Annotated in this window: 11 protein-coding genes; all 11 read right to left on the bottom strand. The window is 39.5% G+C overall.

Going from position 1 to position 12,966, the window contains the following annotated elements; genetic code table 11:
* On the bottom strand, positions 1 to 948 hold a 948-nt coding region (locus IAE51_RS11680), incomplete at its 3' end, for a KxYKxGKxW signal peptide domain-containing protein (protein WP_200095604.1).
* A gap of 112 nt (positions 949 to 1,060) precedes the next feature.
* Positions 1,061 to 1,987 (bottom strand): beta-1,6-galactofuranosyltransferase, encoded by a 927-nt coding sequence (locus IAE51_RS11675; RefSeq protein ID WP_233611077.1) that lies wholly within the window; start codon positions 1,985 to 1,987, stop codon positions 1,061 to 1,063.
* Positions 1,988 to 2,132: 145 nt separating this feature from the next.
* Positions 2,133 to 3,212 (bottom strand): beta-1,6-galactofuranosyltransferase, encoded by a 1,080-nt coding sequence (locus IAE51_RS11670; RefSeq protein WP_200095602.1) that lies wholly within the window; start codon positions 3,210 to 3,212, stop codon positions 2,133 to 2,135.
* Positions 3,193 to 3,990 carry an accessory Sec system protein Asp3 gene (asp3, locus tag IAE51_RS11665; RefSeq protein ID WP_200095601.1) on the bottom strand — a complete coding sequence of 266 codons (798 nt, stop codon included), beginning with the start codon at positions 3,988 to 3,990 and terminating at the stop codon, positions 3,193 to 3,195. Before asp3 ends, IAE51_RS11670 begins: the two co-directional genes overlap by 20 nt.
* Positions 3,983 to 5,587, bottom strand: coding sequence for an accessory Sec system protein Asp2 (gene asp2, locus IAE51_RS11660; RefSeq protein ID WP_370524385.1), 1,605 nt, complete (start codon positions 5,585 to 5,587; stop codon positions 3,983 to 3,985). The genes asp3 and asp2 overlap by 8 nt, the downstream gene beginning before the upstream one ends.
* Positions 5,584 to 7,164 (bottom strand): accessory Sec system glycosyltransferase Asp1, encoded by a 1,581-nt coding sequence (gene asp1, locus IAE51_RS11655; RefSeq protein WP_200095599.1) that lies wholly within the window; start codon positions 7,162 to 7,164, stop codon positions 5,584 to 5,586. The genes asp2 and asp1 overlap by 4 nt, the downstream gene beginning before the upstream one ends.
* Positions 7,164 to 8,390: a preprotein translocase subunit SecY gene (locus IAE51_RS11650; RefSeq protein WP_200095597.1), complete on the bottom strand. Its 1,227-nt coding sequence runs from the start codon at positions 8,388 to 8,390 to the stop codon at positions 7,164 to 7,166. The genes asp1 and IAE51_RS11650 overlap by 1 nt, the downstream gene beginning before the upstream one ends.
* Before the next feature lie 23 nt (positions 8,391 to 8,413).
* The gene (gene secA / locus IAE51_RS11645; protein WP_370524382.1) at positions 8,414 to 10,774 is read right to left on the bottom strand and encodes a preprotein translocase subunit SecA; all 2,361 of its coding nucleotides are present in this window, start codon (positions 10,772 to 10,774) and stop codon (positions 8,414 to 8,416) included.
* A gap of 30 nt (positions 10,775 to 10,804) precedes the next feature.
* The gene (locus tag IAE51_RS11640) at positions 10,805 to 11,011 is read right to left on the bottom strand and encodes a hypothetical protein (RefSeq protein WP_200095593.1); all 207 of its coding nucleotides are present in this window, start codon (positions 11,009 to 11,011) and stop codon (positions 10,805 to 10,807) included.
* A gap of 38 nt (positions 11,012 to 11,049) precedes the next feature.
* Entirely contained in the window at positions 11,050 to 12,369 is a 1,320-nt protein-coding gene (locus tag IAE51_RS11635; RefSeq protein WP_200095591.1) for a hypothetical protein, read from the bottom strand.
* A partial coding sequence (locus tag IAE51_RS11630; RefSeq protein WP_200095588.1) for a glycosyltransferase occupies positions 12,359 to 12,966 on the bottom strand: 608 nt, incomplete at its 5' end. The genes IAE51_RS11630 and IAE51_RS11635, both read right to left, overlap by 11 nt.

The following is a 12,966-nucleotide window of genomic DNA, read 5'->3' as shown; positions in this document are numbered from 1 at the left end:
GCTGTCTGATAATGAATCACTTAAGGAATCACTATCGGAGAGTGAATCACTCAAAGATTCTGAATCGCTAGCTGTATTTTCAAATCCGAGCCAATCCCCATTGGAACTATTGATCTGTTGAGCAGTATCTGTATTAGGTTGCGCAACAGTAAATACTCTATAATGAACCTTGCGAACAGAGGTCGTATCATCCATGGGCCCATCTGCGTTCCAAATTGATTTGTCAATTTTCCAAACCCATGTATCCCCTTTGGGATTTTCAACGGTCATTGACCGTGCTTCCGATTTTGGAGCCTTTGAGGTGTGATCACTTATTCCTGCTTGAAGATATTTCCCGCTGCCACTTGACATATTACTTACCATGACAATGGAGGAATCAACGCTCAAATTTCCATTTGGCAAGAGGTTATTTGCCAAAATTGCGGTGTTCCCCCCAGATTTTTTATATAAGGTATAACCTTGTGCCTGATAACTTTCAATCGTAGCGTCTAGTACTGAAGAATCCCCTACGTTAGTCGGTCCTGAATAAAAAGTTCCAACACTTCTGGCGCTAGGAGAAGAAAACATTGAATTCGTGGAAGTTTCTGAGTTAGAAATGGCTTGACTATCTGTGAGGGTTTCACTAGTTGAAAGGCTATCACTATCTGAAAAGCTCATACTATCAGAATCTGATAGAGTTTCATTATCTTGTACAGGAGTTGCTGCCGGAATAGTTGTACTGCTCTGGTTAACTAATAGCTCTTTACTGCTCTCTATCTCCTTGGCCTGATTATCACCTGGACTTGTGGTATCTGCTTTGATCATCGGTACCCCAATGCTACCGCCTCCTAAAATACTCGCAATCCCTGTAATCGTCGCATACAGCCATGTTTTTTTACGCTTATAGGTGCGATAACGCTCATGTTTATCTGAGTTTAACATTTTCTTAATATTATTTTTTCTGGACATCACTTTTCTTTATCTTCCTTAATTTCATTATTTCAAATTTCTCAAATGAGTTGAGATCAAAAAACAGTCACTACCCAATCGGCTCTCGAATAAGTAGGTTTATTACCCTCTCTTATGCTAAGCCATGAGTAGATTTTTCTTTAATCAAATCATCGCTAAACCCTAATTCCAAGGCCCGAAGCATCGCAAACAAAGCCCGTTGAATAAAGAAACCATTTGAAATCGCCTCTTGCCATGGCTTAACATTATCCACAAGCTTTTGATAATCTGCCGCAGTCATAGAAGAAAAAATCTGATCAATCTCATTCAAATCATCCACGACAAGCCCTATCCCATGCGCTTTAACAAGCGAGGCATGATAGGTTTTACTAGAGACAATGACAGGAAGACCTGCTGCCAAATACATAGACAACTTGGTCGGGTTATTGAACTGGTTATAATAAACAAAATTCATGTTCGATTTTTCGATAAGATTTTCTGTCACGACGACCCCAAATCCACCATCAAGTCGAGAAACAATTTCATCGCTCGCCTGGCGTCCTAACCAAGTGACACTTCCACTTTCCAAGACCTTCTGTTCGACATGACGATCATAAATATAAAGCGGAGTAGCTGCGCGATAAGTGGTATCAATAATGTCTCGCCCACCCACGTAATAAAGTTGTTTTTTAAATTGTTTTTCTTGCCTTGGCCCTTGATAGAAATAGTCCCAAAATTGCATCGGAATCATGGGCACATGGACGCCATCCTCTTGTAATTTGTGGGCCCCTTTTTCGTTGGCGACAATTAATAGGTCAAATTTTTTGAGCTGATTCAACCAGAAATCATTGGCTCGATCATACTCTTCTTCGCCCTTGGTAAACATCCAAGTCGGAATATCATGAAGCAAAGCAACCATTCGAACGCCTTCAATTCCCTTGATGGTGTCGAAAAACTCCGCTTGAAAATTTAAATGCGTCCACATCGGAAATTGCACAACAACGAGATCTCCCGGTTGTATTACCCCCAATACGGCTTCTCGGATATGGTGACGTCTCATTGCCTGATCACTAATATTAGGATAACCGGTAATATTCAACTCTTGAAAACCGAGCGTTTGAGCGGAATGGGCGACGTTTTTACTTACAATTTGGATGGCATCGTATTGCTGCTGATAGTTTGTGGCATTGAGTCGTGTAATCCAATTAGTCATTGTTTTCCTCCTGATGAATTAAAGTATCTGTAAAGCCAAGATTAAGCACACGGACCGCTTCGATTGCTGCACCTTTGGCAAAAAAGCCTGACGTTACTGCACGTTGCCATGGCTTGAGATTATCAAGCATTTGATAGTAAGCATCCTCACTCACTCCATTGATCGCTTCTCCGAGATCTTCCAAATTATCAATAACAACGCCAACCCCCTGTGCTTTAATCCATTTTGCATGAGCCGTATTTGACAAGCAAACAACAGGTAAGCCTGAGGCTAAATATAATGAGAGTTTCATGGGATTATTATATTCCCCATAACGATGCATCCCTTTATAGCCCCCTTTTTGGGGATAATACAAAAGCCCAAAGCCACCATCTAATTTTGAAGGGATATCATTACTCTCCATTGGACCTAAAAGAGAAACATGGTCTGGAAAATCTTTAACCTGGTTGTTAGGACCAATGAAATTGATCCGTAAATCAGAAGGGACCTCCTCAATCATGGCTGGATCGATTCCCGTCGCCACATAATAAAGCTCCTTTTTATACTGCTTTGGAACTAACGGCCCATTGTAAATAAAGTCTGTGAGATACATAGGAATCATCGGAGTCGTGACTCCTCCTTCTTCCCGTAAGCGTTTCCCCATTTTAGGGTTAGCGGCAATGACAAGATCATATTTATTAAGCATCCATAAAGAGGCATCTTTTGTATAGTCGCGCTCACGATTATCTTGGAGCCAAGAGACAATATCCCAGACCATGGCTACGATTTTCGCATGTCTAACGTTCTTCAAATAGTTAATAAATTCAAGTTCAAATTCTGTGTTATTCGTCCATAAAGGGTACTGCACAATCACAGTATCGCCAGGTAAAACACAGCTTAATAGGGCTTCTAAATATTCCCATCTTGCCTCTTTACCAACTTCTCGCAATTTTGCGCTATAAATTCTTGGATAGTGCAACTTTCGAAAGCCAACAGCTTCAATAGAATCGGCGGCCATTTGGTTGGCAATAATGCCTGACGCTCGTTTCGACACGTAGTCGTTATCTTGAACTTCAGTGATCCAATTTGTCATTATTTCTTCCTCCTAATATTTCGATCTGTTTCAAACCAACTTTAAGTTGGATAATGAATTCACTGGGTAAGTGGTAATAGCCCAAACCAGCTTCCAGACTAAGTTGAGCGTCAGGTTTATTCCCTAAAGTATGAGCCAAGGATTGAATTAAGGGCTCAACGGCTTGCCCATCTGTAGTAATAAAAATTTGTTCCACCTCACACCGTTCATCTAATGAAAGGGGTAAGATACTTCTAGGACCTTGATTGACAATCAATTGGACCGTTTTCTGATTTGATCCTCTAAGCGGACGAACATGCACCCAGTCATAATGTCGTCTAAATTGAGTCTCTAAAATGCTTTCTGCCGCCCCAATGGTTCCAATGGTGAGAAACTCAAATTGAAGCCACTCATGTTTCAAATTAACCAAACGTACTTCATAGGAAACCATCCCGTTAGGAACGGTGAACGATAAACGAGAGTCAGTCCCGCGATAGGAGTCAATAACTTCCTGATGTCCATCAAAAAAATCAATTTGGACTTGGACAGGTAAGTCATTATCTGCCTCCAATTTAAGGCTTAATTCATAAGCTTGATTTGACTTTAAAAGTGGAAGTGCAGGTGAGTTCCCACTAGATAAGTAATTTGTCGCTGATGCCCATGTACAAATGGTTTGACCAGGAGATAAGACTTCGTTGGCATAATAAACCGATTGATCTTTAGAATACCGAATCGTAGCGCCATTGGCATAAACTGCGGATAAATTTTGTGGCCAACGCATAAGATAAAGCTCACTCATCATTTTCTCCTTCTAAATTAATGGGCGACGCTTCTTCATCAATGATCAATGAACGATCAAAATCAGAAATGAGAAGCTGTTGATACTGTTTATAAAACCAACTCGTCACACCGGGAGTATCATCATTATGTCGCCCCTCCAACCCTTTATGTAAGACCTTAGCACTCGGATAATTTTGCTTCAAATGGTCAAAAATTCGTTTAAATGGACGATCGGTATCTTGCAACATATGAGCAATGATAAAGGTTGTCTCAGAGAAATTTGTACCTTCAAACTTTTCCCAAAAAGCTTCATCTAAAGCTGACGCACTTTCCTTTGTCAATGCGCCCGTTAAATGGATAAGTGTATCCATCGCAAGATCCCAATCATAAGGTGAGAAGATTCTTGAATGGACAGCTAACCCTCCGATATTGGCAAGGGGTTTCCCTACTACAATCGCATGAGGTTCTAGTTGTGCACCATAATAAAATGACGCATAAGTTCCCATGGAGAGCCCAGATAATACAAGTTCCTTATTGGTAAAACCTAACAAATCCAATTTTTCTTGTATTTCTTTGACTAAAGCCTCCTCCAATTCAGGACCGCGATAGAATGCCCCCCCAACCAGCCGGGGATCATGGACAAGCAGAAACGGGGAACCTAAGCTTCCCATCATCCAGCGGCCTTCGTACCCTTCTGAAGGACGAAATCCTGAGAAATAGACATTAAGCGGTGGTTTAAGGTCCCCGGCATTGAAGTAAACACCTAACTCTTCTCCCATATGTCCCTTTTGAACCAATCGCTTTCCGCCCATTGCTAAGAAGTGGTCCCCAGATAAACCATATCGCAAATGAAGATCTCCAACTTGAACTTTTCCTTGCCCCTTGGCAAAAAGGGCAAAGTTAACCGGAAATTCTGAGGAATCTAATTCAAGAGAAACCTGCCCCCGCTTGATTTGTTCTGAAGAAATATCAATGATTGTCATTTCAGAATGCGAGTCCTTTTTTTTATTCTTAAAATAGGCCCTAAAGAAATAAGATACGGATCCTGAAGCACTAATTTCGGGATAAAATTTAACCCGACCAGAGCCCCCCCAATTATTTTTCCAGACCAGAACTTGTTGATAATCGTCTAAGCCAAATGCCCCTTCAAGGATAACTTTACCGGATCCTTTTTTGGTAACGAGCCCCTCAAAATCAGGGTGAATTTCGACCCGACGAGGATCAAGACTCGTCCCCCAAGGTTTAACATAATTCTGGTTAATAAATTGACTGAACCCCTCTCCCTGGTCTATTAAATTGACGAGTTGAGCACCTTTTAACTTAAGAATTCTAACTTCAGCTTCACTTGCTCCCTCTAAAGTCTCATAGAAGATTTGATGGCTGGGTAAACGAATTAAATCAATGCATTCCAGTTGAAACATCGCCTCTTTCCGAAGTAAAAACAAATCTGTTGAATTATTGATTTCATCTTTTTCTAATGCTTGTAATTGAAGCAACTCCCCTTTGAGCCCTTCACTGATGTCAAGCGGATGATAATCATAAGCTTCTACTAACTCCGAAAGCTTTGGCAAACGTGCTCCCCCAATCTGGAAAAGTTTTTTTGATGGTTCACTCACTTTAAGACCTCCTTCCATTTTTCAATCAGTCCTTCAGCGCTATTATTTTCGATTACCTCAACACTCTCGACCAAACTTTGATTCCAAAGGTCTGGATCAGTCAAATAAGCACGAACGGCTTCTACTAAATCCTTATCTCCTTCATAAAGAAGGCCATTTTTCCCATTTATTAAATAGGGAGAAGGTGTTTTTGAAAGAATGGGAATCCCAGCACTGACTGCTAACGAGTGACTTAAAAAATCAAATTTTTGTCGGTGGTCAATAAATATTCTTACCCTTTTAAAATCACCTTTTAAGTCATCAACACTCGCACTTTTTCTAAACGAAATGCCTGTATAAAACACATAGGCGTCAATCACACGGTTAAACATCGGATTTTCTTGTTTAGTTGCTTGAAATAAGTCACGTAAACCAGGTGTCATTTCTTCATTTTCAAGGGCTTCATAATATTGTTTGACCAAGCCATACTCGGGAGAACTCAAACTAATTTCAAACTTTTGTGCAACAAAGTGGCTTAAGTAGCCTTCAACTTTGATTTCGTCGGCTTCTTCCTCACTCTCAATCCTTAAACAGAGCTCACGCGTGGTTAGCTTCATCTCTAAAAATTTTTCAAAAAGAGCACTTGTTTGGGAGTCAAAGGCTTCAATTTGCCAGTAGACAGTCCCTTCTAAAAAATTATTACTCTCTCCTAAACTTAGGGTTGTGGGATAAAGAGGCATAACGTGAAGTTCACTTTGGAGGGCTCTTTTTCCTTTCATAATCACCTCTTGAAAACGAAGATTATCAGTAATTATTGCTTTCCCATTTTCAATCAATCTCAAATGTTCTTCCACCTGTGAAAAGCCAAGTTCAATCGATCCTGAGAAAATGTACACCACTGACTCGGGAAATTCTATCCCCTCGATAAGAGACATGATCCAAGAATTTGTTCCATCAACGACAAGTCGATCTTCTTTAGGGTTAAATTTTATCAATGCAAGATGAAGGAGCTCTATACAAACTTCCTCAAAACTTTGATAGATGGTTTTTTCAAAGCGTTTATGATAAGCTTTTTCAATAAATACAACTCCGCCCCATTGAGTTAGAATCAGTTCCCCCCCCTCATCATAAATCCGCTGTTCAATTGCTTCTCCCGAAGCATCAAAAGAGGATTGAGTTAAGAGCGTTCCCTTTTCTGAATAAACTTGGATTTCTTTACCTAAAGAAGTTGGATAATGGACTTGTGACACAAAACCAAAGGCATTAAAGTAAACTTCTGCTTTGATTACTCCTTCTTTTGATAATAAAACACTCCCTCGCGTGTATGTCCGCTCCCATGCGCTAGGAAAATGAAGATCATTTAGGGTGAGTGGAGCGGAGTTTAAAGCAAAACGATTGCTTACTATATCCATGAGTTGAATATAATGATCAGAATCATAATTCCCAAATGTATTCATCAAATAATTTAAAAAAGGGGATAATTGAGTATTAATAAGCTTTGTTTCAAGCCCGTTTTTCTCAAAAATAGTGTGGATGTTAAACATGATATCTGATTCAAGTGGCTGTTTAGATTGCCAATCTGTCAAAAAATAAAGCATTAAAAGGTCCTCCGATGGTTTCCGAATAATTCATAATTGTTTTTATAAAAGAGGAATTTAACATCTTGTTGTAAGTTGTCATAAATCACCACTAAGACAAAAAACATGGCGAAGTAATTGGAAAGATTAGAAATAGAAGGGTGGGCTGTGACTAAACCAACGAATAACGGAACTGTCACAATAAGTGGAAGAAATAAACTTCCAATTAAAGACACCCCCCAAACCCGCTTCGTGATGTATTTTTTAGTCGCCTCTCCCGGTGTGACCCCAACAATATAATCTCCAGACTCTTTCAAATCTTTGGCAATTTGATCGGGCATGATATTCACAAAAGAAAATAAAACACCTAATAAATAGAGAATCAGACCATAAGTCAAGATCCCACTGAATTGTCTCACATTGAAAAGTCCTAAAACGAACTCATTTCGATAATGAAAGAGTTGCATCAGATAAGCGGGAAAATACATCAAAGTCGTCGCAAACATTAAAGGCATTGAACCTGCAATTAAAAGTCGAAACGCGAGATAACCTTCCTTAGAATATTGATCAATTCCTATTCGCTGCACATCAAAACGATATTCCGCAAAATAAATCGCAACGGTAACCCCCACAAATACAACCGTCGCAAGAATAAGCGGAAGTAAACGTTCAAGGTGAAGCAACACACTGTTATAATTGGCGGCTAAGCTTCCGGTGATCCCTTTCATAATGCCTGGTAAAATTAGGATAAAAGGACCGCCTAGCCCATAAATCACATTTAAACTTGCCAGCCACGAAATAAGTAGCGCCCCCACCACAAAGCATAAAATGGTGAAGCAAAAGACGGCAAAGGGAGATAAGAAATTCATCTTGGAAATCACAGAATTTCTTAAATTAAAAGCTATGGGAATACTTTGTAAAAGAGCCATAATAAAAATCCCAATGATTTCTAAACGTCCTCGAGTTTCCTGAGAGATTTGTGAGGCGAGATCACGGTTCGCAAATAACCCTACCGAAAGTAAAATAGAAACCGTCATATAAGGGCCCATTCCTAAAGCAAGAAGTGTCGGACTAGAGAATAAACCACCTGTCGTCAAAGACAACATCTTCTCAAGCGAAAAATCTCCCCCAGGCAATCTAAAATCAGCCGAATAGCCAGGAACTGGAATCCCTTGACCGATATAGAAAAACAGTAACATGATAAGAGTAAAACACCCTTTTTTGATTAATTCATTGTATGGCTTCATAATTTTCTTTCTTTATTCTTATCTTAAGGAAACTCAAGGTCAATCGTCCCATCTTCGTTCGTTTTTAATTCAGACAAGGCAAGGCCTCTAAAGATACCGAGGTAGATCTCATCTTCCATTTCAAAAAAACGTCGGCGTGCTTCACGTCCAAATTCATTTAAAGGTTTATGTTGTGCCATTCCTCGGCCATTTACCATATTTTTTAATTGTTGGAGATAATCAAGTTGGTTAACCCATGCCTGATCAATTGCTCTTAGAATGATGACCTTTTTAAAATAACGCAATTGTACTGGATCCTTAAAACGATGGAGCGACTGAATAATTAAGGTTTGGGCAAGGCCAAATAAATAGTCATAGATCACGGGTTTGGGACTTGAAGAATCAATGTGACCTTCAATTTCTTTTAATGGATAATCACTTTTAAGGTGATTAAAAATAAAGTCAGAGACGGCATGAATCGATAAGTCATGAGATTGATAAATGAAAGTGTGAATGACGTGATGGATTACTTTTTCAATAATTTGTTCAAAATAGCTTTCATTTTCAGCCATCACCTTGTTTCGTGCCTCATAGATTCGATTCCGTTGGTCACTCAAAATCGTGTCAAATGCAAGTGTATTTTTTCGTGATTGAACTTCTGCGTTTCCTAACTTTTTTTGTGCTTTATCCATGACTTTATTGAGACGTCTGCTATGAATAGGATCGGTTGAAGTTCGTTTGCCTTGCTCAATTTTATGAAGAAGAAAACGCCTTGTTTTTCTAACCCAGTGAGGGGAATTTTCAACAATCACTTTATCTTCAAGAGAGACATAAAATTCAGCTTCTCCTGGTTCGCCTTGACGTCCGGCTCGTCCTCTTAGTTGATTATCAATTCGCTTATTATTCATCCGCTCTGTTCCAATGACTTTTAGTCCGCCATTGGCTTTAGCTTCAGAAGTGAGTTTGATATCCGTCCCACGGCCGGCCATTGAGGTGGCAAGCGTTACCGCACCAGCTCGCCCTGCCTCACTAATAATTTGTTGCTCACGAGCCGCTGTTCTTGCATTTAATAAATGATGAGGAATCTTATGTTCCAAAAGGACGAGAGAATATAAATCGGACATTGAAACAGAACCTGTTTCAATCAATACGGGACGTTCTTCAAGGATCCCCGATTTAACCGCTTGAACAGAGGCTTCAATCTTCGTTTGATTCGTCACATAAATTTGGTCGGCTTGGTCTTTACGTTGAGTCGGGACATGAGTGGGAATTTCAATCACTTGTAAATGGTAAGTCTCCATGAACTCTTTTTCATCCGTTTTAGCTGTCCCTGTCATTCCAGAAAGTCGAACGAACTTTTTAAACAAACTCTGATAACTGATTGTTCCTAAAGTCTTACTTTCTTTGCTGACTTCGACGCCCTCTTTACTCTCAATCGCTTGGTGAATCCCACCTTGGAGTTTGACACCAGGCATCGTCCGTCCATTGACAACATCTAATAACAAGACTTTCCCGTCAATCACCACATAATCTTTCCCTCTCTTTTTCAAAGCGTTCGCTTGGAGAGCCAAAACAATATGTCGGTAAAAATCCTTATATTTTTCGCCATAAACATCTTCTATATCAAAGTAAATTTTAAGTTTTTCCAAACCAAGATCAGTCAAATAAACCCGCCGTTTATCTTCACTATACTCATAATCTTCCGAAGAGAGACTCTTAATAAACCAATCACAAATTTGGTAATAGTTCGACTGAACTTTAGGGCTCCCTGAAATAACCAATGCCGTTTGAGCCCCATCAAGTAATACAGCATCAATTTCATCAATAATCGCAAAATTGAATTTAGAAACGACCTGGTCTGATAAACTCGAGCCTAAGTTATCAAACAAATAATCAAAACCTAATTTAGAGTGAGTCGTATAGATAATATCAGAGTGATAAAGTCGCCGCTTGCTCTCTACATCTTGCTCTTCATCTCCAATTCCAATTCCGACGCTTAAGCCTAACCACTCAAAAACGCGTCCCATTTCTTGGCCATCACGTTCAGCCAGATATTCATTGGCCGTGATTAAAAAATTCCCTTTTTTTCCTTCTAAAGCTCTCGTATAAAGGGGCAATGTCGCGACCAGTGTCTTTCCTTCACCCGTTTTAATCTCCGCAATATTCCCAAAGAAAAGCGCAAGACCTCCTAAAACTTGGACCTCGTAAGGCTCTAACCCAAGCACTCGCTTATCAGCTTCAATAATCACCGCAAAGGCCTGAGGCAAGAGTTCAACCAAAGGCTTTCCTTGCGAAAGCATTGATTGAAGCACTTTAGTTTGATTTTGTAAGGTTTCATCAGTCATTGCACGATAGGTGGGCAATAATTGATTAATTTTTTTGGCTAACCTTTGGTATTTCCGCATTTTTAACATTTTTTAATTTCAACCTAACTTCTAATGTGCTATAAAAAATTTTATTGCCGTCCACCCATTGATTGCCAAGGCAACTAAGGTCACTGTCAATAAAATCGTAAAAAAGACGGGTCTGACATAAGATAAGGCGGGCAATTTTGCCTTCTTTTCAGGCTCATGTTCTAATAATTCTCTCTCATCTTCAAACCCGGCCTCTATTTTTTCTTTTAGAAAATGTGTTCGCATCATTTAAGCCTTTCTCATTTTTTATATTTTTTCCTAGACCGTTAAGCATCTAGCAATCTCTGATAGTCTTTAATCGTAGATCTTGGCCCATTCTTCTCAACCATTTTTGTAAGTAATTTCTGCCAATTGGTACGATCCGTTAAAAGATAGGAGAGATGGTTACATAAATCACGAATCTCATCAAAAACTAATCCATGAGCATCTGCTTGCGCCACTTCTTTATAAGAGAAAATGAGCATGCCCTGTTCATAGGCCCATTTCAAAATCTCACCTACCTTTAAGCCACGATTAATGTCTAAGTAAATATCTGCCTTTTCCAATTCATCTTGTAACATTTCTTCATTAATTGAAGGAATCAGCTGAACATTAGAGTATTCTTCTTCCATATGGAGTAACTTAGTACTCATATTGGTATAAGCTGCCACCGTAATTTGAAGCTCTGGGAAATTCTCCAGAATATCTGTTAAACCATAAATATTATCACTGTTTGTGAGAATAAAGGCTTGGGGACGATAGTGATTAGATCGCTTAAACTCACCAATCGCAGAGAGATAACCTAAAGCAATCGGAGTAGCTGGAAAACTCGCCTCTACTTGTTTTAACTGTTTTTCGTTCTCAAAAATAATCCGTTTCAAGGTCACTGCTTTTTCCAGTTCATTTTTCATGTTACCAGGCACTTCTTCACCCATTGCTTCTTGCCAAAATAAAGTCGTTTGCTTTCCAATATTTAGAGCTCGACTGATAAATAATGGATAAGATAAGGAATTAATATAAATCTCAGAAGGTTCAATCTGTGCCACTTTCATGAAATAAAGAAAAAATTGAGTTACATTTTCAAAATGATGAACCTTCGAGGGTTCATTCAATTGAATTCCTCGATGGACAAGATCTTCACTCACAATGACTTGCCCTTGCAAGTTATAATAATCGGTTTGATAAGGACCTTTGGTGTTAAAATAAGTCGACGCATAATGATGCCCCGCGAGATTATAAGCATCCCTTTTAACAATCGTCTTCGCGTCCTCCTTTGAGAACCACTCCACCGTTTGAACTAAACGATAGCCTTCCTTCCGATAATGAATCAGACCTACTCGTTTTTCGAGAAATTCTATCGCGGCACTTCCCCCATCAAGATGACGAATCGCATAAAATTCTGGGACAATGACTTGGTCAAAAAAGAGCCCTTGTTCCTCTGATTCGTCTGGAATTTTAGTGAAAAAAGAGTAAGGGCTCAGCCCTCCTTTGGGAAGTTCCCCGTCATAATGGACGAATAAATTTTTTGACGGTATCCCTACTGTAGCCAAAGAATGTATTAACTTTTTGGTATTCTCATTATACCGATCAAAAATATTAATTTTCATCAAATTCATTCCTTCTTTCTAGTAAATCTTGCCAACGTTTCGCAACATTAGTTTTAAGGTAAGCTTTGGCTTTATATTTAGAGACCACACGCCCCTCTTTATCCAGCTGTTGCTCATAGAAGCTGACGATTGCTTTCGCCAGTTGCTCAGGCATCTTTTTTAAAGTTGTCCGCTCAAAACGAATTCCATTCTCACCCGTTTCAATAAATTCACGATTTCCGTATTCCACATCTACCCCAATCAGTGGAAGACCTGCGCCTAAGGCTTCAAGAAGCGAGAGCCCAAAACCTTCTGAAGTAGAGGCTGAAATATAACCACTATAGCTTGGATAAACTTGGCTCAATTCTTGATGCCCACAAAGCTTAATAAAATGACTCGCATCATATTTCTGAATGAGGGCTTCTAATTTACTTCGCTCGCCTCCCTCTCCATATATATCTAAGGTTAAGTCAGGAACGCTTTCTTTTGCGTCTATTACTGCTTTGATTAAAAGATCAAGATGTTTTTCTGTCGCTAGACGGCTCGCCGTAATCAAGCTATAGGGACGATAGCTTCTTTTTCGACTAATCTCATTGATATAGCCAACTGGAATGGTCT

Source organism: Lactococcus sp. S64, assembly GCF_016516525.1.
GTDB lineage: Bacteria > Bacillota > Bacilli > Lactobacillales > Streptococcaceae > Lactococcus > Lactococcus lactis.
This window is presented reverse-complemented; position numbering and strand designations above follow the sequence as displayed.

Coding starts and splice junctions, on each gene's coding strand:
- asp1 (WP_200095599.1), bottom strand. CDS start 7,164: ATGCTTTATTTTTTGACAGATTGGCAATCTAAACAGCCACTTGAATCA.
- asp3 (WP_200095601.1), bottom strand. CDS start 3,990: ATGAGTGAGCTTTATCTTATGCGTTGGCCACAAAATTTATCCGCAGTT.
- IAE51_RS11675 (WP_233611077.1), bottom strand. CDS start 1,987: ATGAGACGTCACCATATCCGAGAAGCCGTATTGGGGGTAATACAACCG.
- IAE51_RS11670 (WP_200095602.1), bottom strand. CDS start 3,212: ATGACAAATTGGATCACTGAAGTTCAAGATAACGACTACGTGTCGAAA.
- IAE51_RS11640 (WP_200095593.1), bottom strand. CDS start 11,011: ATGATGCGAACACATTTTCTAAAAGAAAAAATAGAGGCCGGGTTTGAA.
- secA (WP_370524382.1), bottom strand. CDS start 10,774: ATGCGGAAATACCAAAGGTTAGCCAAAAAAATTAATCAATTATTGCCC.
- IAE51_RS11650 (WP_200095597.1), bottom strand. CDS start 8,390: ATGAAGCCATACAATGAATTAATCAAAAAAGGGTGTTTTACTCTTATC.
- IAE51_RS11635 (WP_200095591.1), bottom strand. CDS start 12,369: ATGAAAATTAATATTTTTGATCGGTATAATGAGAATACCAAAAAGTTA.